The organism is Brevibacterium linens ATCC 9172, from assembly GCF_900169165.1.
Classification (GTDB): domain Bacteria; phylum Actinomycetota; class Actinomycetes; order Actinomycetales; family Brevibacteriaceae; genus Brevibacterium; species Brevibacterium linens.
The window spans coordinates 217,165-237,494 of the sequence record NZ_FXYY01000003.1 but is presented as its reverse complement, the minus strand read 5'-3'; the positions used below and the strand labels follow the sequence as shown (position 1 = coordinate 237,494).

At 64.3% G+C, this 20,330-nt stretch carries 14 protein-coding genes; 3 read left to right on the top strand and 11 right to left on the bottom strand.

Going from position 1 to position 20,330, the window contains the following annotated elements; genetic code table 11:
* Nucleotides 1-46: 46 nt before the first annotated feature.
* Nucleotides 47-3,013: an Rne/Rng family ribonuclease gene (locus tag BLIN9172_RS04215; RefSeq protein WP_240811976.1), complete on the bottom strand. Its 2,967-nt coding sequence runs from the start codon at nucleotides 3,011-3,013 to the stop codon at nucleotides 47-49.
* A gap of 301 nt (nucleotides 3,014-3,314) precedes the next feature.
* On the opposite strand from BLIN9172_RS04215, the gene BLIN9172_RS04210 reads away from it, so the two are divergent.
* Nucleotides 3,315-3,962 carry a vitamin K epoxide reductase family protein gene (locus BLIN9172_RS04210; protein ID WP_101553967.1) on the top strand — a complete coding sequence of 216 codons (648 nt, stop codon included), beginning with the start codon at nucleotides 3,315-3,317 and terminating at the stop codon, nucleotides 3,960-3,962.
* Between the two features lie 153 nt (nucleotides 3,963-4,115).
* On the opposite strand, the gene ndk is transcribed toward BLIN9172_RS04210, so the two are convergent.
* From ndk to BLIN9172_RS04180, 6 genes are all read right to left on the bottom strand, one after another.
* The gene (ndk, locus tag BLIN9172_RS04205; RefSeq protein ID WP_101553966.1) at nucleotides 4,116-4,535 is read right to left on the bottom strand and encodes a nucleoside-diphosphate kinase; all 420 of its coding nucleotides are present in this window, start codon (nucleotides 4,533-4,535) and stop codon (nucleotides 4,116-4,118) included.
* Between the two features lie 83 nt (nucleotides 4,536-4,618).
* Nucleotides 4,619-4,984: a DUF4233 domain-containing protein gene (locus BLIN9172_RS04200; protein ID WP_101553965.1), complete on the bottom strand. Its 366-nt coding sequence runs from the start codon at nucleotides 4,982-4,984 to the stop codon at nucleotides 4,619-4,621.
* A complete protein-coding gene (locus tag BLIN9172_RS04195; RefSeq protein WP_101553964.1) occupies nucleotides 4,981-6,480 on the bottom strand; it encodes a bifunctional folylpolyglutamate synthase/dihydrofolate synthase in 1,500 nt (499 codons plus the stop codon). Before BLIN9172_RS04195 ends, BLIN9172_RS04200 begins: the two co-directional genes overlap by 4 nt.
* A complete protein-coding gene (gene ileS / locus BLIN9172_RS04190) occupies nucleotides 6,477-9,740 on the bottom strand; it encodes an isoleucine--tRNA ligase (protein WP_101553963.1) in 3,264 nt (1,087 codons plus the stop codon). The genes BLIN9172_RS04195 and ileS overlap by 4 nt, the downstream gene beginning before the upstream one ends.
* A gap of 313 nt (nucleotides 9,741-10,053) precedes the next feature.
* The gene (locus tag BLIN9172_RS04185; RefSeq protein WP_101553962.1) at nucleotides 10,054-10,809 is read right to left on the bottom strand and encodes an SDR family oxidoreductase; all 756 of its coding nucleotides are present in this window, start codon (nucleotides 10,807-10,809) and stop codon (nucleotides 10,054-10,056) included.
* Between the two features lie 79 nt (nucleotides 10,810-10,888).
* Entirely contained in the window at nucleotides 10,889-12,022 is a 1,134-nt protein-coding gene (locus BLIN9172_RS04180) for an acyltransferase (protein ID WP_257904152.1), read from the bottom strand.
* Between the two features lie 244 nt (nucleotides 12,023-12,266).
* Here BLIN9172_RS04180 and valS point away from each other — a divergent pair, with 244 nt between their 5' ends.
* Nucleotides 12,267-14,912 (top strand): valine--tRNA ligase, encoded by a 2,646-nt coding sequence (valS, locus tag BLIN9172_RS04175; protein ID WP_101553960.1) that lies wholly within the window; start codon nucleotides 12,267-12,269, stop codon nucleotides 14,910-14,912.
* Nucleotides 14,913-15,140: 228 nt separating this feature from the next.
* Nucleotides 15,141-15,833 (top strand): AIM24 family protein, encoded by a 693-nt coding sequence (locus BLIN9172_RS04170; protein ID WP_101553959.1) that lies wholly within the window; start codon nucleotides 15,141-15,143, stop codon nucleotides 15,831-15,833.
* Nucleotides 15,834-16,131: 298 nt separating this feature from the next.
* On the opposite strand, the gene BLIN9172_RS04165 is transcribed toward BLIN9172_RS04170, so the two are convergent.
* The 4 genes from BLIN9172_RS04165 to BLIN9172_RS04150 form a co-directional block, all read right to left on the bottom strand.
* Nucleotides 16,132-17,418, bottom strand: coding sequence for an MFS transporter (locus BLIN9172_RS04165; protein WP_101553958.1), 1,287 nt, complete (start codon nucleotides 17,416-17,418; stop codon nucleotides 16,132-16,134).
* 11 nt (nucleotides 17,419-17,429) lie between these two features.
* Complete coding sequence (clpX, locus tag BLIN9172_RS04160) at nucleotides 17,430-18,713, bottom strand: ATP-dependent Clp protease ATP-binding subunit ClpX (protein ID WP_025776808.1); 1,284 nt, start codon at nucleotides 18,711-18,713, stop codon at nucleotides 17,430-17,432.
* A gap of 196 nt (nucleotides 18,714-18,909) precedes the next feature.
* Entirely contained in the window at nucleotides 18,910-19,554 is a 645-nt protein-coding gene (locus tag BLIN9172_RS04155) for an ATP-dependent Clp protease proteolytic subunit (protein ID WP_025776809.1), read from the bottom strand.
* Between the two features lie 26 nt (nucleotides 19,555-19,580).
* Nucleotides 19,581-20,141, bottom strand: a complete 561-nt coding sequence (locus BLIN9172_RS04150; protein WP_051504969.1) for an ATP-dependent Clp protease proteolytic subunit — start codon at nucleotides 20,139-20,141, stop codon at nucleotides 19,581-19,583.
* Nucleotides 20,142-20,330: the final 189 nt, after the last annotated feature.

Here is a 20,330-nt window from a genome sequence, read left to right as displayed (position 1 = left end):
CGGATGACGTCGACGGGGCGTTTGCCGTTTCAGCGAACGACAGGTGTCAGTCCTGACCGATGATGACGAACGACGTCGGCAGCTGTTCCTGCTTGGGGGCAGGGGACTTCTTCACCGGTTCGCTCTTCTTCGCCGGAGCGCTCTTGACCGGTGCCGCGGCAGCGACCTTCGTCTCACTGTCCGCGCCGATCATCAGCGGCAGGTCCTGCGGCTCTTCAGCGGCCGGTTTCGTATCGGCCGCAGGCTTCCGTTCGGCAGCCGGCGCCTGTTCGTCGCTGCTCGACTTCTCTGCGTTCGACTTCTCGTCGGTCTTCTCCGACTGTGAATCGTCGTTGCGGTCCGAACGGGACCGGCGGCGACCGTTGCGTGAACGCGAGCGGGACTTGCCGCTCTCGTGGCTGCTCGAAGAGTCGGCAGACTGAGACGAAGCATCGGACGACGTCGACTCGGTCGCTTCGGTGTCGTCCTTCTTCAGGGTGGCCTTCGCGATCGCGGCGACGGCCGACCGGGACGCATCCGATGACACGGTCTCCTCGGTCGACTCGGACTCGCCGTGTTTGGTCTTCGAACCCGAGTCGCTCCGACGCTTCCGATCACGACGGTTGTCGTGGTTGGACCGGTTGCCGCGGTGAGCCTTCGAGCCGTCTTCTTCCGATCCGGGCAGCAGCAGTCCCCGACCGGTGAGGTCCTCACCGGCGCTGACCAGGGATTCGGCGAGTCCGGTGCCGATGCGCTTGCGCGTCATCTGCACGAGACCCAGCGATGTCACCTCGGCGACCTGATGCTTCGTCCGGTCGCGACCGAGACACTCGACGAGCCGGCGGACCACGAGATCTCGGTTGGATTCGAGCACCATGTCGATGAAGTCGACGACGATGATGCCGCCGATGTCACGCAGACGGACCTGTCGAATGACCTCCTCGGCGGCTTCGAGGTTGTTGCGGGTCACCGTCTCTTCGAGATTGCCTCCGGAACCGGTGAATTTGCCGGTGTTGACGTCGACGACCGTCATCGCTTCTGTGCGGTCGATGACGAGCGACCCTCCCGAGGGCAGACTGACCGTCCGCTGGAGCGCCTTCTGGATCTGCTCTTCGATCCGGTAGTGGTCGAAGATGTCCTCGTCCTCGTTGTAGCTGTGGACGCGTTCGAGCAGGTCCGGGGCCACCGATTCGACGTATTCGTGGATCGTGTTCCATGCACTGTCGCCGTCGATGACGAGCGAGCTGAAGTCCTCGTTGAAGACGTCTCGGATGATGCGCACGATCATGTCGGGCTCACTGTAGAGCAGCTGCGGCGCCAGCACCTTCGTCGACTTCGACTTCTTCTCGATCGTCTCCCACCGCTTGGCGAGACGATCGACGTCACGTGAGAGATCGGTGTCCGTGGCGCCTTCGGCGGCGGTGCGCACGATGACGCCGTTCGCATCGCCGACGAGCTGTTTGAGCAGCTTCTTCAGGCGTGCCCGCTCATTGTCGGGCAGCTTCCGTGAGATTCCCGTCATCGAGTTGCCGGGCACGTAGACGAGGAAGCGCCCGGGCAGTGAGATCTGACCGGTCAGTCGGGCGCCCTTGTGCCCGACCGGATCCTTCGTCACCTGCACGAGCACGGCATCACCGGGACTCAGCGCGGTTTCGATGCGGCGGGCCTTGCCGTCCATGCCGAGTGCGTCCCAGTTGACTTCGCCGGCATAGAGCACGGCGTTGCGGCCCTTGCCGATGTCGATGAAAGCCGCTTCCATGCTCGGCAGCACGTTCTGCACCTTGCCCAGGTAGACGTTGCCGATCAGCGATGACTGTTGCCGGTTCTCCTTGAGGTAGTGCTCGACCGCGATCCCGTCTTCGACGACGACGAGCTGTGTCTGGTCGCCGTTCTCCCGCACCAGCATGGTGCGGTCGACGGACTCACGCCGGGCGAGGAACTCGGCCTCGGTGATGATGGGACGACGACGTCCGGCTTCGCGTCCTTCCTTGCGCCGCTGGCGCTTGGCCTCGAGCCGGGTCGATCCCTTGAGCGAGGTGACCTCGTCGCGGTCGGTGCTGCGTGTGCGGGAGCGACGACGGCGGCGCCGGCGTGAACCGGAGTCGGAGTCATCGTCGTCGTCGTCCGAATGGGAATCGTCGGAGTCCTTGTGGTCGGAGTCCTTGTGATCCGACTTCGACGGCGAGTCATCGTCGTCCGCATCGGAGCTCTGCTTCGAACCGCGTCTGTTCGACCGTGCTCCTCGCTTCGACGACTTCGAACTCTGCCCGTCGGCGGCATCCGAGGTCTCGTCCGCGGAGTCCTTCGCGTCGTCGGCGGAGTCCGCGGAATCGTCGTGTGAGTCATCGCGATTGCGCGAACGACGTCCGCGCCCGCCTCGGCGCCTGCGCGGTCCGGCTGCGGACTCGTCCTCATCGTTGTCGTTCTGCCTGTTCTCCTGTGGGGACGAGGAGTCGTCATCGGAGTCGCGGGAATCGTCCCAGTCGTCGGAGTCGTCCTCGATCGTGATGACCTCAGCGTGTTCGGCCTTCGGCACCTGGAAGATCAGACCGCCGTCGTAGGGTGCCGCAGGGGGGGTGCGGGGTTCGGGTGCGGCAGCCGGCGGCGCAGGTGCCGCGAAGGGATTGCGCGGGTCGAAGCTCGGCGCCGCCTGGGCAGTCTCCGGTGCGCGGTCGGAGTTCCCGTTGTCAAAGCCTGCGCTGTCATCGGAATCGTGATCGGAATCGTCGTCGCTGTCGTCGTCCGAGTCACCTCGGACGAATTCCTCGAAGACGAGCCCCCGATTGGCCACCGCGTCACGTGCTGACTTCGGGCTGCCTCGGCGGGGGGCGGGCTCGTCCTCATCGGCGTCGTCGGCATCGCCGATGCGCAGCGATTCGGCCGCCTCGGCGATGTCATCGAGGCGTGCGCGCACGGTGTCGTCGACATCCTCGTGCTCGGCGTTCTTGGCACTGACCGTCTGCTGCAGATTCGCGAGGTCCGCGAGAATGCTTTCGGTCGGATCTGTCGACTCTGTACCGTCGGTATCGTTCATCGTATCTCCCAGTCCGAAGACGCCGTCCACACCGTACGGATCTTCGGATCCTTGCATGGTCCGCAATGGACCGAAACCTGTGGATGGCACATCAGGCTCGCGCTCAGCGCGTAGGCCTTCCGTGCTGCCTCATCTTGTTGTCGACCTGCGAGGTCGTACCCTCGACTCGGTGGAGGCACTTCTCCTGTTCGGTGTGAGAACAGGTATCCGTCTCCCCATTATGTCACAGAAGTGCCTTGTCTCTGGGGTTTCATGTGGTGCGGGGTTTGCCGCGCGGGACGCGGCCAGGCATTCTTGAGGAGTGAACACAACACTGACTCGCTCCGATGACCTCGAAACCGCCGATACCGCCTCGTCGTGGGTGCTCAGATCGGCACCGTTCGGGATCTTCCTCATCGTCGCCTCCGTCATCGGCTTCCTCGCCTCGTTCTCTCTGTCGGCGGAGAAGTACGAGAAGCTGGCGAATCCGAACGTCGTGCTCTCCTGCGATCTCAACCCGTTCTTCTCCTGCGGTTCGGTCATGGAGCACGCCGAAGCAGAGCTCCTGGGCTTTCCCAATCAGCTCATGGGCATCGCGGCCTTCGTCTTCCCGTTGCTGCTCGGTGTGCTCATCCTGTCCGGAACCCGCCTGCCCCGTTGGGTGATGGTCGGCCTGAACATCGGTTTGGCCTGCGGCGTCGCGTTGGTGATGTTCCTGTTCTACATCTCGATCTACAAGATCGGCGTCGGCTGCCCGTGGTGCATCATCGTGTGGACCGTGACGATTCCGATGTTCATGGCCGTCACCGCCCGCAATCTGCTCACCGGAGCCTTCGGCCGTCGAGCCGCCGACAATGCCGTGCTGAGAGTTCTGGCCAAGGAGAACATCGCCCTGTCCGTGCTGTGGATGCTCATCATCTTCGCGTGCATCGTCGTGCAGTTCTGGGCGTTCTTCTCCAATCTGCTCTGATACCGCGAACGTGATCGTGATCCGAGCCGGCAGTCGCCGTCCTGTTCTCGAGCTGCGGAATCAGCGAAGGCGCCCCACCAAGTGGTGGGGCGCCCTCACCGCATCCGACCGGTGCGGGCCGGACTGCGGCCGTGTGCGATGTGCTGCGAACCGTCAGACTTCGGCCGGGTACCAGATCCCGATCTCGCGTTCGGCCGATTCGGTGGAATCTGATCCATGGACGAGATTCTTCTGCACCTTCTCACCCCAGTCGCGGCCGAGGTCGCCGCGGATCGTGCCGGGAGCCGCAGCCGTCGGGTCGGTGGCGCCCGCCAGCGACCGGAAGCCGGGGATGACGCCCTGTCCGGAGGCGATGATCGAGACGATCGGGCCCTCGGACATGAAGTCGACGAGCGGCTGGTAGAAGGGCTTGCCTTCGTGCTCGGCATAGTGTGCTGCCAGTTCGGCGGCAGTGGCCGAACGGAGATCCAAGGCGTCGATCGCATAGCCCTTGGCTTCGATTCGGGTCACGATCTGTCCGACGAGACCGCGAGCGACTCCGTCGGGCTTGATGAGGATGAGCGTACGTTCCATTCCGGTCCTTCCGATTGCGTGTGGACGTCGGTGCACAGTCTACCCGGGCGCCCCGGCGGTGCTCGCCCCGGCGATGAAGAGGTTCAGTCGCGCGCGGCGACCTCACGATCGATGCGCGCCGACCAGTAGACGGCCACCGCCCACAGTGCGATGAACAGCGCTGCGACGAAGAACATCGAGGTGAGCACGAAGCCGGAGGCCAACAGCAGTCCCTGGACGACCCAGCCGATGATCACGCCGGGGCGTCTCTCACCGATCCGCCGGGGGAGCAGGATGACGGCGATGATCGCCAGCACGGCGACGATCGAGGCTCCGATGAGCAGCTGAGCCAGGGTCAGGGTCTGCGCAGACTTCACCGACAGGCCGAATGTCGTGAGCACGGCGAAGTAGACGACGACGAGTTCGCAGATGAGGATCGATCCGCACAGGACGGGGTACTTCGATTTCACTGCTCCTCCCCTCGTCCGAGGAGCACACGAGCCTCGGCCACGGTGTAGATGGAACCGGTGACGACGATCCCCGGGCTCTTCGCATCGACGCTGTTGGCCAGGTCGATGGCCTTCATCAGGGCGGCATTGAGATCGGCGGCGACGATGACGGAATCCTCGTCGACCCATTCCCTGACCGCCTCGGCGAGGTCGCCTGCCGGCAGCGAACGGGAGTTGAGATTCTCACTGACGACGAACACATCGGCGCTGCGGTGAAGCTCTTCGATGACACCGTCGCTGTCCTTGTCGGCCAGCATCGCCAGCACCATGACGACGTAGTCGAAGTCGAACGCCTCGGTGAGGGTCTCGGCGAGCACATGCGCGGCATCCGGGTTGTGGGCGCCGTCGACGACGACGCTGGGCCCGGTGCGCACGAGTTCGGCACGGCCCGGTGAGGTCACCCGGGCCAGCCCCTCGGCCACGGTGACCGGGTCGAGCGGCTTGTCTTCGGCGCCGAGGAAGGCTTCGGCCGCGACGATCGCAACGGCGGCGTTATGGGCCTGGTGGACTCCGTGCAGGGGCAGGAACAGGTCGGAGTAGACGTCCCTGCGGCCCTGCACGGTGATGAGCTGACCGTCGACGGCTCGCTGCCGCTCGAGGAGGCGGAAGTCCCGGTCCTCGGTGACCAACGGAACCCCGCGACGGGCGGCCTCCTCATCGAGGACGGCCTGGGCGGATTCGTCCTGGACGGCAGACACGGCGATGGGGTCCGGGGCCGGGCCGTCTGCGACGCTGCGATCGAGGATGCCGGCCTTGGTTGCGGCGATCTCCTCGATGGTGTCGCCGAGGAACGCCTGATGGTCGAGTCCGATCTTCGTGAAGACGCATACCTGAGCATCGGCGACGTTCGTCGAATCCCAGGCTCCGCCCATGCCGACCTCGGTGACGACGACATCCACGGGGGCATCGGCGAAGACGGCGAAGGCCAGCACGGTCAGCGCTTCGAAGTAGGTCAGCCTCGCACGGCCTTCGGCCTCGAGCTGAGCATCGACGATCTCGAGATACGGGGCGATCTCGTCGTAGATGCGCACGAAGGTGTGAACAGACACGGGGGCACCGTCCACGGAGATCCGTTCCGTCACCGAATGCAGGTGAGGGCTGGTGAACCGGCCGACGCGGAGTTCGTGGGCGGTGATGAGCGAATCGATCATCCGCGCCGTCGAGGTCTTCCCGTTGGTTCCCGTGATCGTGATCGTCGGGGCCGCGGTGTGGATATCGCCGAGGATCTCACACGCCCGCCGGGTCGCGTCGAGGCGAAGTTCGACCTGGGTCTCCCCCGCCCGGGCCAACAGCAGAGCGTAGACCCGGGCGAGTTCCGCGCGAGTGGCCTCATCGACGACCGGTTCGGGCAGAGGTTCCGGATCCGTTTCGTCCCCGTACTGCGGACCTTCGACAGCGGCCAGCAGCTCCTCGGCTGCAGCCAGCGGATCCTCGGCTGAGGTGTCGTCGTCGCTCATGCGCGCTTCACCGCCAGACGGGTGCCGCCGGGCAGCTCCTCCGGGGTGAAGGCCTCGGCGTCGGACTCGACCGGACCGAAGGTCAGCGAAGTCGTCAGTGTCTCACCGGCGATGAGGTCCGCGTGGGGTTCGAGGGCGGCGACCGCCTCGGAGCCCGCTTCGACGGTGACGGCGATCCGGTCGGAGATGTCGAGGTCGAGCTGCTTGCGGATGCCCTGGATGGCACGCACGGCGTCCCGGGCCATGCCTTCGGCCTCGAGCTCCGGGGTGACCCGGGTGTCGAGGGCGAGGAAGCCGGAGTCGAGAGCTGCGAGTTCCATGCCTTCGGTGCCGGATTCGGCGACGGATTCGAGGGTGTACTCGCCGTCGACGAGTTCGATTCCGCCGCTGACCACGGTGCCGTCGGCAACGGACCAATCGCCGGTCTTCGAGGCCCTGATGACCTGCTGGACCTGCTTGCCCAGACGGGGACCGGCGGCACGGGCGTTGACGACGAGATTCTGCGACAGGGAGAATCCGGCGGCTTCCGCCTCGGCGACGTCGAGGACCTCGACGGTGCGCACATTGAGCTCATCGGCGATGATCTCGGTGAAGTCGGAGTTCAGGTCCGAGTCAGTGGCGACGGTCAGCTGCGACAGCGGCAGGCGCACGCGCAGCTGATTGGCCTTGCGCACCGAGGAGGCCGTTGAGCAGATATCGCGGGTGAGATCCATGGCCGCGACGAGGTCGGCGTCGGCGGGGAAGACATCGGCGTCGGGATAGTCGGCCAAGTGCACCGACCGCTGACCGGTCAGTCCGCGGTAGATCTCTTCGACCGTGAACGGCAGCAGGGGTGCAGCGACCCGGCAGAATGCCTCCAGGCAGGTGTAGAACACGTCGAAGGACTCATGCGTGTCGGCACCGCCGTCCCAGAACCGGCGGCGCGAACGGCGCACATACCAGTTCGTGAGCATGTCGAGGTAGCTGCGGACGAGTTCGCATGCCGCCCAGATGTCCAGGCCGTCCATCGCCTCGGCGAATTCGGTGATGAGGTCGTGCGTCTTGGCCAGCAGATACCGGTCGAGGACCTGGCTGGAGTCATAGCGCGTCTGCGCCTGGTAGCCGGTCTTCTCCCCCGCTGGGCCGTCGGCGGCGTTGGAGTAGGTGGCGAAGAACTGCCACGTGTTCCACAGCGGCAGCACGACCTGGCGGACACCGTCGCGGATGCCCTGCTCGGTGACGACGAGATTGCCGCCGCGCAGGATCGACGAGGCCATGAGGAACCAGCGCATGGCATCCGAGCCGTCGCGATTGAAGACTTCGTTGACATCGGGGTAGTTGCGCAGAGACTTCGACATCTTCTGCCCGTCGGAGCCCAAGACGATGCCGTGGGAGATGCAGTTCGTGAATGCGGGACGGTCGAAGATCGCTGTGGCCAGCACGTGCAGCAGGTAGAACCAGCCGCGCGTCTGCCCCACGTATTCGACGATGAAGTCGGCCGGGAAATGGTTGTCGAACCATTCGGAGTTCTCGAACGGGTAGTGCACCTGGGCGTAGCTCATCGATCCGGAGTCGAACCACACGTCGAAGATCTCCGGGATGCGCTGCATCACAGACTTGCCCGTGGGGTCGTCCGGGTTCGGGCGGGTGAGGTCGTCGACCCACGGGCGGTGAAGGTCGACCTCGCCGGAATCGTTGCGCGGCAGTCGGCCGAAGTCCGCTTCGATCTCGGCCAGAGATCCGTAGACGTCGGTGCGTGGGTAGGCCGGGTCGGAGGAGATCCACACGGGGATCGGCGAACCCCAGAAGCGGTTGCGCGAGATCGACCAGTCGCGGGCGTTTTCGAGCCATTTGCCGAACTGTCCGTGCTTGACGTTGTCGGGCACCCAGTTGATCTGTTCGTTGAGTTCGACCATGCGGTCCTTGAACTCGGTGACGCGGACGAACCAGGACGACACGGCACGGTAGATCAGCGGGTTCCGGCAGCGCCAGCAGTGCGGGTAGGAGTGCTCATAGGACTCGTGGCGGACCAACAGCGCATTCCGCGATTCCATCGGCCCGGTGTGGTTGCGCAGGTCCTTGATGATCGCCTTGTTCGCGTCGAAGACCTGCTGCCCGGCGTAGTCAGCGACGGTCGTGTCGAAGCGACCGGCGTCGTCAACCGGACGAGCGGCGGTGATTCCGTAGGAGTCGGTGAGCTCTTTGTCCTCTTCACCGAAGGCCGGCGACTGGTGGACGATTCCGGTGCCGTCGTCGACGGTGACGAAGTCCGCAGCAAGGATCGTATGCATCTTCTCGCCGAATTCGTCCTGCCGGCCCTCGAAGTAGGGGAAAGCAGGTTCGTAGGCGGCGCCGACGAGTTCGCTGCCGGGGAAGGTGCGCAGAACCTGGGGTTCGGCACCGAGCTCACGGGCATAGGCGCCGAGGCGCGCCTCAGCGAGGATGAGCGTCTTGCCCTGGAGGTCCTCTGCTCCGTCTTCTCCGGGCACGACCGCGACGAGCGGGATCTCCGGATTGACGGCCACTGCCTGATTCGACGGAACGGTCCATGGCGTCGTGGTCCAGATGAGGACCCATTCGTCGGAGTCCTTGAGCTTGTATCCGATGGTCACGGCCGGATCCTGACGCATCTTGTACACGTCGTCGTCCATGCGCAGCTCGTGGTTCGACAGCGGCGTCTCGTCCTTCCAGCAGTAGGGAAGCACGCGATAGCCCTCGTAGACGAGGCCCTTGTCCCACAGCTGTTTGAACGCCCAGATGACGCTTTCCATGTATTCGACATTGAGCGTCTTGTAGTCGTTGTCGAAATCGACCCACCGACCCTGACGGGTCACGTACTCTTCCCATTCCTGGGTGTAGCGCAGCACCGAGGAGCGGCAGGCGTCGTTGAAGGCGGCCAGACCCATGCGGCCGATCTCGGACTTATCGGTGATGCCCAGCTGACGTTCGGCTTCGAGCTCGGCCGGCAGACCGTGGGTGTCCCAGCCGAACCGACGGTCGACTTTCTTGCCCCGCATCGTCTGGAAGCGCGGGACGACGTCTTTGACGTATCCGGTGAGCAGGTGACCGTAGTGCGGCAGACCGTTGGCGAAGGGAGGTCCGTCGTAGAAGACGAATTCGTTCTCGCCGTTGACACCGGCGTCGCGCTGGGCGATCGATGCCTTGAAGGTGTCGTCCTCCTGCCAATAGCGCAGCACGGCGTCTTCGATGGCAGGGAAGTTCGGGGAGCTGGAGAGTCCGAACGTCGAGGTCGAAACCTTGGGATAGAGAGGCTGGGTCATGAGCGTCCTTCGGGGTCACTGCGGTCACTGTCACGAGGACGACAGTCTGCCGCGGTACCACCTCGCTTATCCGCGCTCCGACCGGTTCGGGTCGATCCGCGGATCGCTCATTGACTCAGACGATGACGGGTCCACCCGTCCGGTTCTACTGAGAACGCAGCGATCAGGACGCTCGTTCCGTTCTTCCGGATGCTCCCCGGTGATGGCCGGATCGACACAAGACAATCGTATACCGTCGACGCCGCCCGAGACCACCCGGCGGGTTCAGCCGAAACCCATCCCCGAGGCGGCCGCGGGCAGCAGCCGTGAGCACTCACAGTCCGCGGTTGCGGGCGACCTTGTGCTGAGCGGCTTGTGCGATGGGCCGGATGACCATGAGATCGACGTTGAAGTGGTGAGGCCGGGTGAGCGTGTACACGATGGCATCGGCGACGTCGTCCGCGGTGAGCGGATTCTCGACTCCTTCATAGACCTTCGCGGCTTTCGCTTCGTCACCGCCGACCCGTTTGTAGGTGAACTCATCGGTGGCGACCATTCCCGGGGCGATCTCGATGACGCGCACGGGTTCGCCGGCGAGTTCGAGGCGCAGGGTCGCCGCAACGGAGTGGGTGCCGTGCTTCGCAGCGACATAGCCTCCACCGCCTTCATAGGCCTGATGACCTGCGGTCGAGGACATGACCACGATGTCTCCGCGGCCGGAGTCGATGAGAGCCGGAAGCAGAGCCTTGACGACGCGCAGGACACCGAGGACGTTGATATCGAACATGTCCCGCCACCCGTCGACCGACGCCTCGGCGACGGTGTCCGTTCCGAAGGCGGCCCCGGCATTGGCGACGAGGGAATGGACGCCTCCCCCGGCGAGCACCTGCTCGGCCATGGACGCCACGGCGGCGTCATCGGTGAGGTCGGCGACGATGTAGTCGGCTCCGGTCTCCTCGGCGAGGGCCTTGAGCTTGTCCTCACGGCGGGCTACCGCCACGACGTCCCAGCCCTGGTCTCGCAGCTGTCTGACCGCGGCGGCACCGATTCCGGAACTGGCTCCTGTGACGACTGCTCTGAGAGTTTCCATCTGAGTTCTCCTCTGTCGGGTCTGTCGGTGGGTCATGAGTCGGGATTCCGGTCGCGGGATCTCCTGTCCGCTTCTCAGTCTACGGAGTCGGCTCTCGGCCGGCAGCGGTGTCTTCTGAGTCGGGATCGCTGTCATTCGGTCGGCTCCGGGCAGGATCGGGTGAGTCGGGTGGGACAGGGTTCGTCGGCGTGCTCGGTCGGGAGTGCGAATTGCGCGGGCCGCCCTCGCCGAAGACGGCGCGGACACCCGGGATCTTCACGGCCAGCCAGGTGATCGCGGCGCAGACGAGCGCGTAGGCGATCGGCATGATCACGGCGTGGAGGAGGACTCCCGGCACGGTGTTCGGCAGGCCCATGGCGTTGCGCACCGGGTAGAGCAGGAGCGGATGGAGGAGGAACACTCCGAAGGAATACGGGTAGAACCGGTGCAGCAGTCCGAATCCTTCGCGCATATGGAAATGCAGAAGGAGGTACGCAGCGATGGAGGCGACGACGACTCCGGGGGCGAGATATTCGTAGGGGAACATCCACGGCTTCTCCCCCGGCCCCAGGCCGGCCCAGACTGCGGTTGCGGCGGACGCGATGATGAAGCTCGCCCAGGCCACGACGGCGCCCCTGGCGGAGAGGACGATATCGCGCAGCACCCACCCGAGGATGTAGAAACCGGCCATCGGCAGGAACCGAGTGGCGATATTGGCTTCGCCGACATCGAAGATCATCGACACCCACTGGTCGGTCATGCCGATGCCGAGGAAGATCAGCCCGGTCCCCCACTGCAGACGGCGGGAGCCGTGGACGCTCAGCAGTCGGAAGAACGGGGTGAGCAGGGTCAGTCCGGCGAGGACGTAGAGGAAATAGAGCTGGACGAAGGGTGAACCGGTGAGGATCGCGATGCCCGGGTTCCACGCCTGGTCATCAGGTTGGAGGTAGAAGCGGCGGAACAGAACATAGACGATCGTCCAGAACACGAGGGGGATGCCGATCCGCCGGACCCGCTTGGACAGGAAGGTGCGCGGCTTGCCGCCCCGGTCGGGGTCGAGGGCCAACGCGCCGGAGATCATGATGAACACCGGCACCGACCACCGGCAGGCGGAGTCGACGGCGTTGGCCAGCCACCAATCGGGACCCAATCCCGCGAAGTTCTCTTCGACGACGGTTCCCAGGGAATGGATGGCCACGACGGCGATGATCGCGATCGCACGTGCCGGATTCATCCACGCGGTCGACGTGGGCGGCGGATTCTCTGTCGGAATTCGGTCCAGGGGCGCCATGCATCCATGATGTCATTGCCCGCGGCGCAGCCGACTCACTGCGCTTTCAGGGTGTGAGCTCTCCCCTGCCGTCGACCGAGCCCCTGGGGAGGCGCGAGTGCCGCGCATGTGTTCCGGTGAGGCTTCGCCCGGCTGCAGGCGCGAACCGGTTTGGCCGATCGCGAACCGGGTGAGAAAATCAGCAATTATGAACACACCTGCCTTTTCGGACTCGACGCACGAGTCAGTGAACCTGCCTGACAAGCCGGCCCTCGAGGGCCTGCGGGACAAATGGGACGCCGCGTGGAGCGAGCAGAACGTCTACGCCTTCGACGTCGACACCGATCGCGAGCAGGTCTACTCGATCGACACTCCCCCGCCGACCGCCTCGGGGTCGCTGCACGTCGGTCACGTGTTCTCATACACGCAGACCGACATCATCGCCCGCTATCAGCGGATGACCGGCAAGAACGTGTTCTATCCGCTGGGATGGGATGACAATGGCCTGCCGACCGAACGGCGGGTGCAGAACTACTACGGAGTCACCTGCGACCCCAGTCGGCATTACGACCCGGACTTCCAGCCGCCGGAGAAGGCACCGAAGAATTCGCGCGACTTCGTCAAGGTCTCGCGCCAGAACTTCATCGAGCTGTGCGAGCAGCTCTCGGCCGAGGACGAGAAGGTGTTCGAGGACCTCTTCCGCTCCACCGGTCTGTCGGTGGATTGGAAGTTCACGTACCGCACGATCGACGACGATTCGCGTGCGGTGAGCCAGCGGGCCTTCCTCACCGACCTGCAGAACGGCCATGCCTATTCGCAGGATGCCCCGACGATGTGGGACGTGACCTTCGGCACCGCTGTCGCTCAGGCCGAACTCGAAGATCGAGAACGCGAGGGCGCCTATCACAAGGTGAAGTTCTTCCCCGAAGGCGCCGACGGCCTGGCCGACACCACGGCGGAGCCGATCATCATCCTCACCTCCCGCCCGGAGCTGATTCCCGCTGTCGTGGCGCTCGTCGCCCACCCCGACGACGAACGCTATGCCTCGCTGTTCGGCACCAATGTCGTCTCACCGCTCTTCGGCGTCAGCGTCGAGATCCGTGCCCATGAACTCGCGAAGTCCGATAAGGGCACGGGCATCGCCATGGTCTGCACCTTCGGCGATCTCACCGACGTGACCTGGTGGCGAGAGCTGGATCTGCCGACCCGCGCGGTCATCAACCGCGGCGGCCGCCTCAACCTCGAGGTGCCCGAGTGGATCGCGAGCTCGCCGAAGTCCGATGCTGTGGCCAACTATGAGGCTCTGGCCGGAAAGACCACCTTCTCCGCCCGCAAGGACATTGCGCAGATGCTCATCGACTCCGGTGACCTCATCGGTGAGATCGAGCCGATCACGCATCCGGTCCCGTTCTACGAGAAGGGCGATAAGCCGCTCGAGGTCGTCACCAGTCGTCAGTGGTACATCCGCAACGGCGGTCGTTCGGCCGAACTGCGGGGTGCGCTCATTGCTCGTGGGCGCGAGATCGAATGGCACCCGGCGTACATGCGCTCCCGCTACGAGAACTGGGTGGAGAATCTCAACGGTGACTGGCTGGTCTCCCGGCAGCGATTCTTCGGTGTCCCGATCCCGCTGTGGTATCGCCTCGATGCCGAAGGACAGCCCGATTACGAGAATCCGATCGTTCCTCAATCGCTGCCCTGTGACCCCATCGCCGAGGCTCCTGCCGGCTTCACGGAAGACCAGCGCGATGTGCCCGGCGGGTTCACCGCCGATCCGGACGTGCTCGACACCTGGGCGACGTCGTCGCTGACCCCGCAGCTGCTCGGCGGCTGGTCGCGGGACGAGGAGTTCTTCGACAAGGTCTTCCCGTTCGACCTGCGCCCGCAGGGCCACGACATCATCCGCACCTGGCTGTTCTCGACCGTCGTCCGGGCGAACTCGCTCAACGATTCGGCGCCGTGGAGACACGCCGGACTCTCGGGCTGGATCCTCGACCCGGATCGGAAGAAGATGTCGAAGTCGAAGGGCAATGTGGTCGTGCCCTCGGACATCCTCGGCGAGGCGAAGCCCGGATTCGGTCCGGATGCCGTGCGCTACTGGGCCGCCAGTGCGAAGCTCGGTGCCGATACCGCCTATGACGTCACACAGATGCAGATCGGACGCCGTCTGGCCATGAAGCTGCTCAATGCGTCGAAGTTCGCTCTCGCGCAGGGCGTGCACGCCGGTCTCATCGGTCAGCTCGGGGCCGTCACCCACGACCTCGATCGGGCCCTGCTGGCGAAGCTGGCCGACGTCGTCGCACAGGCGGGAACGCATATGGCCGCCTACGACTACTCTCACGCTCTGCGGGTGACCGAGAGCTTCTTCTGGGAGTTCACCGACGACTATGTCGAGCTCGTCAAGGATCGCTCCTACGGTTCTGTCGGGTCCGACGATCAGCTGTCGGCCCACGTCACCCTGGCTACGGCCCTGGACGTGCTGCTGCGTCTCTTCGCACCGTTCACACCGTTCGTCACCGAAGAGGTCTGGTCCTGGTGGCGCACCGGTTCGGTCCACCGTGCACAGTGGCCTGCCGATGAGGCACTGAGCCACCCGGGTTCGACCGTCGATCCCGAGCTTCTGGCTGCGGTGGCTGCGGCACTGACCGAGATCCGCCGCACGAAGACCGAGGCCAAGGTCTCGCAGAAGACCGAGGTCGCCTCGGTGACCATCCAGGCACCGGCCTCCGTCATCTCCGCGATCACGGCGGCAGCAGGTGACCTCAGAGCAGCGGGCCGCATCAGGTCGCTGACGACCGAGGAAGCCGGTGAGGACATCACCATCGCCGCGATCGAGTTCGTCGAACAGAGCTGAGCCGAGGACGCGCCGGACCTCCGATTCGGCCCGCGTCCCGATCAGCTCCACCGGAGCCCCACGGCACCCGTTCCTCCGCAGAGACGGAGCAGCGAGTGCCGTGGGGCTCGTCGCATGTTCCGGAACGGATACACGAGCGGAAGGGGTTCTGCGGCCTCTGCCCCGTAATATGGTTCTCGACCACCGAAGCACCACGAAGTCCTCGTTGAACGAAAGGCTCCCAGAACCGTGAGAAGCGAACTGTTTTCCCAGCGCAACGCCGAGATCCAGAACCAGGAGCGATGGACGCTCCAGTCGAACAAGATGCTGCGTTCGGTGGTCACGCCGAACGCTCCGATGATCGCCACCAAGGGCGCCATGGTCGCCTACCAGGGAGATGTCCACTTCACCCACCAGGGGTCGAAGTCGGTCGGCCAGTTCATGAAGAAGGCGGCCACCGGCGAAGGCGGCAATGTCATGCGCGTCGAGGGACACGGTGAAGTGTTCTTCGCCCGGGAGGCGTCGAACATCTTCATGATGGCGCTCGAAGGTCCACAGGACGCGCTGACCGTCAACACCGCGAATCTGCTCGCCTTCGATGACGCTCTCAACTGGGAGATCAAGCGCATCAAGGGCGGAGTCGGTGCCATGGTCAGCGGGTCGGGACTGTTCAACCTCGAACTTGCCGGGCAGGGTACAGCCGCCATCTGCTGCAAGGGCGAGCCCATGGTCCTCGACTGCTCGCAGCAGCCGACCTTCGTCGACCCGCAGGCCGCTGTGTGCTGGTCCTCAGCACTGGCCCCGCAGATCAAGACCGACGTCAGCGTCGGCACCTTCTTCGGTCGCGGTTCCGGTGAGTCCGTGCAGCTGGCCTTCCACGGTCCCGGCTTCGTCGTCGTCCAGCCCGCGGAGAACGCCGTCTACTCGGCTGCCACCAGCTGACACGCCAGGCGGCCGTCCGCTGCCTGACCACGCACCCTCGACCTGCTGCTTCGGCAGCGAGTCGGGGGTGTCGTCATCTGCACTCACGCTTACTCATCGCGCATCCCTCCCCCGAGTTCGCGAAGTAGTCTGCTGCATCCCTCGCCCGTCGTGCCATGCCACCACGCTGCATCGGTGTGCTTTGCGGAGAACGCTGAGGGATACGACGGTACCGGGAGGTTCTGCCGCTGGCAGGGTGGGTGACGCTGTGGGTGATGCTGTGGCAGATGTGTTGCCGCCCGGACATCACGACAGAAGATCAGGCGGTGGGGACCGTGTGTTCGCGGCCGCCGCGTTCGACCCGGTATTTCCGGAAGGTCGGGAAGATCGCCGCACAGACCAGCACAAGGACGATGACGGCAATGCCGCCGCCCGCCGAGGCGACCGTGGTGTCGGTGACGGCTGCGACGGAGCCGTGGAGGACGTCCGCGATCCGCGGTCCGCCGGCCACCACGACGATGAACACGCCCTGCATCCGACCGCGCATCGCATCGGTGGCAGCCTCCTGGAGCATCGTCTGCCGAAAAGCACCGGACACGATATCGGCTCCTCCGCCGACCGCCATCGCAGCCAATGCGACGACGAGCGCGGTCAGCCAGAACCCTGCCGCCAGCTCAAGCGACAGCCCGAACACTGTCATGGCCGCACCCCAGACGACGATGGCGACGATGACGGCGAGCCCCTGACGCTGCACGCGTGAGACCCATCCGGAGAAGATCCCGGCCAAGGCGCTGCCGCCGGCCAGGGCGGCGAAGAGCAGCGAGAACACGATGCCGCCTTCGGGTGGGCCGTCGAAGGTCTCGACGGCGATTTGCGGGAACAGTGCCCGCGGCATTCCGAAGACCATCGCAATGATGTCGACCAGCAGAGAGACCATGACGACGGTGTTCGTCCGCAGATACCGGAACCCATCGACGATCCCTTTGAATCCCGACCGGGTATCGGGCTGTTTCTGCGGCAGCAGCGACGGCAGTCGGACCACTGCATAGAGCGTGGCGAAGAGGAACACGGCATCGATGACGTAGAGCAGCTGGTACCCGAACAGCGGAATCAGCGCTCCGCCGACGACAGGGCCGACGACGGCGCCCACCGTCATCACGGTCATATTCAGAGAATTCGCCGCGGGCAGCAGATCGAGCGGGATGATCGAGGGCAGCAGGGCGCCCCTCGCCGGCTGGTTGAGTGCGAAGAATGCCTGCTGCATGGAGAACACCGACAGCAGCAACCAGACATTGTCGACGCTGAGCACTGCGATGAGTGCGAGTATCGCGGACGTGACGATCAGCCCGACGGTCGAGATGACGAGCAGCCTGCGACGATCGATGACATCGGCCAAGGATCCGCCCCACAGCCCGAAGACGATGAGCGGAACCAGACCGAACGCACCGGCGAGACCGACGTAGCCGGACGACCCTGTGAGGTGGAAGATCTGTGCGGGAATCGCCACGACGGTCATCTGCGCACCGATGACGGTGACGATATTGGCCGTCCACAGCCGCCGGAAGGACGCGTACCGCAGCGGACGTGTGTCAGCCAGGAGTCTCATGCGTGAGAGACTCAGGCAGATTTCTTATTCGTCCTGTTCCGTGACTTCGGCACAAGGGTCGGGGCGACGTTCGATTCGACGACCTCCTTGGTCACGACCACCTCGGCGATGTCCTCGCGTGAGGGCACGTCGAACATGACCGGCTGCAGGACCTCTTCCATGATGGACCGCAGTCCGCGCGCACCGGTACCGCGCAGAAGAGCGAGGTCGGCGATGGCCTCGAGCGCCTCGGTCTCGAAGGTCAGGGAGACACTGTCGAACTCGAACATCCGCTGATACTGCTTGACCAGTGCGTTCTTCGGCTCAGTAAGGATCGACATCAGCGCGGCACGGTCGAGATTCGACACGGTGGCCAGCACCGGGAGGCGACCGATGAATTCGGGGATGAGTCCGAACTTGAGCAGATCTTCCGGGAGGATGTCCGCGTAGAGGTCCTCTTCGTCGTTCTTCGACTGCAGAAGGGCGCCGAAGCCGATTCCGTGCTTGCCCTTGCGGCCGGCCACGATCTCTTCCATTCCGGCGAACGCGCCCGCAACGATGAAGAGCACGTTCGTCGTATCGATCTGCAGGAAGTCCTGGTGCGGGTGTTTGCGTCCGCCCTGCGGCGGAACCGAGGCCTGTGTGCCTTCGAGGATCTTCAGCAGTGCCTGCTGCACGCCCTCACCGGATACGTCACGGGTGATCGACGGGTTCTCCGACTTGCGGGCGATCTTATCGATCTCGTCGATGTAGATGATGCCGTGCTCGGCACGCTGGATGTCGAAGTCCGCGGCCTGGATGAGCTTGAGCAGGATGTTCTCGACGTCCTCACCCACATAGCCGGCTTCGGTCAGCGCGGTGGCATCGGCGACCGCGAAGGGGACGTTGAGACGTTTGGCCAGCGACTGTGCGAGGTAGGTCTTTCCCGAACCGGTGGGTCCGACGAGCAGAATGTTCGACTTCGCGATCTCGACGTCGGAATCGCTGGTGCCCAAGGTCTTCTCGTCGCCCGACTGCAAGGACCGGATGCGCTTGTAGTGATTGTAGACGGCTACGGACAGCGCCTTCTTCGCCGGTTCCTGACCGACGACGTATTCTTGGAGGAAGTCGAAGATTTCGCGGGGTTTGGGCAGTTCGAGCTCGGCCTGCTCCGGACTGGATTCGCTGAGTTCCTCTTCGATGATCTCATTGCACAATCCGATGCATTCATCGCAGATGTAAACACCCGGTCCGGCGATGAGTTTCCGAACCTGCTTCTGAGACTTCCCACAGAAGTTGCATTTGAGCAGGTCTGCTCCGTCCGCACTGCGAGCCACTGTCACAACCTTTCGCCGGGACGCTTGGTCCCAACTCTACCGCTCGTATTTCCTGTACCTCAATAGCTTCCCATACGCGGCGGACACGAGCCCCCAGCCACGTCTCGGTGTGTCGGCGGGCAGAACCGAGAACGGGTTCGTACGATCGCAATCGTACGAACCCGTTATCAGCGCTTGCCAGTGCTCAGCACGATGATCAGTTCGCGTCCTTGCGCGACGAGAGCACCTGATCGACGAGACCGTAGTCCTTGGCCTGAGCGGCCGTGAGGAAGAGATCGCGTTCGATGTCGTTCGAGATCTGCGAGGCTTCCTTGTTCGAGTGCTTGGCCAGAGTTGCCTCGAGCCATTCGCGCATCCGCAGCACCTCAGCGGCCTGGATCTCGAGGTCGGAGGCCTGTCCCTGCCCCTGGCCCTGCATCGCGGGCTGGTGGATGAGCACACGTGCATTCGGCAGAGCGAGACGCTTGCCGGGTGTGCCCGCGGCCAGCAGAACGGCGGCAGCGGAGGCGGCCTGACCGAGGCAGACAGTCTGGATCTCCGGCTTGACGTACTGCATGGTGTCGTAGATGGCCGTCATCGCGGTGAACGAACCACCGGGCGAGTTGATGTAGAGAGTGATGTCACGGTCAGGATCCTGCGATTCGAGAACCAGCAGCTGAGCCATGACATCGTCGGCTGACGTGTCGTCGACCTGGGCACCCAAGAACACCACACGATCGTCGAAGAGCTTGGTGTAGGGATCCTGGCGTTTGAAGCCATAGGGTGTGCGCTCTTCGAACTGCGGCATGACGTAGCGCGACTGCGGCATATTCGACGCCGTCGACCCCGGCATAAAGTTCATTGCATTCATACTTCCCTCACTCCTGCTCAGTTGTTCTCGACGTCGGACGCGCTGGTGACCATCTTGTCGATGAATCCGTATTCGAGCGCTTCCTCAGCGGTGAACCAGTGGTCGCGGTCGTTGTCCTTGAGGATCTGCTCGAGCGACTTGCCGGTCTGCTGAGCGGTCAGTTCCGCCATCTGCTTCTTCATGTGCAGGATCAGTTCGGCCTGGATCTTGATGTCAGTGGCCGTTCCGCCGATGCCGCCCAGCGGCTGGTGCATGAGGATTCGGGCGTGCGGGGTGGCATAGCGCTTTCCCGGCGCACCCGAGGACAGCAGGAACTGTCCCATCGAGGCGGCCATGCCCATGGCCACGGTGGAGACATCGGGCTTGATGTACTGCATCGTGTCGTAGATGGCCATACCGGCGGTGACGGATCCGCCGGGCGAGTTGATGTAGAGCGAGATGTCCGCGTCAGGATCTTCGGCTGCGAGCAGCATCATCTGCGCACAGATGGCGTTGGCGTTGTCGTCACGCACCTCCGAACCGAGCCAGATGATGCGCTCCTTGAGAAGACGATTGAAGATGTGGTCGTCCAGACCCATTCCCCCACCGGCGTCGAGGCCGACGGGAGCTGTCGTGTCGTATGCGCTCACGTTTCACTCCTGTGTTCTGTGGATGGCTTGATATGGACTCTAACCGCTCTCCCCCGGGTTTTAGTCCGCGGCGAGGCCTGTGTTCGCCCTCAGCGTGATCGGGACCTGAAGATGCAGAGACGGTGGGCACGGATCGCA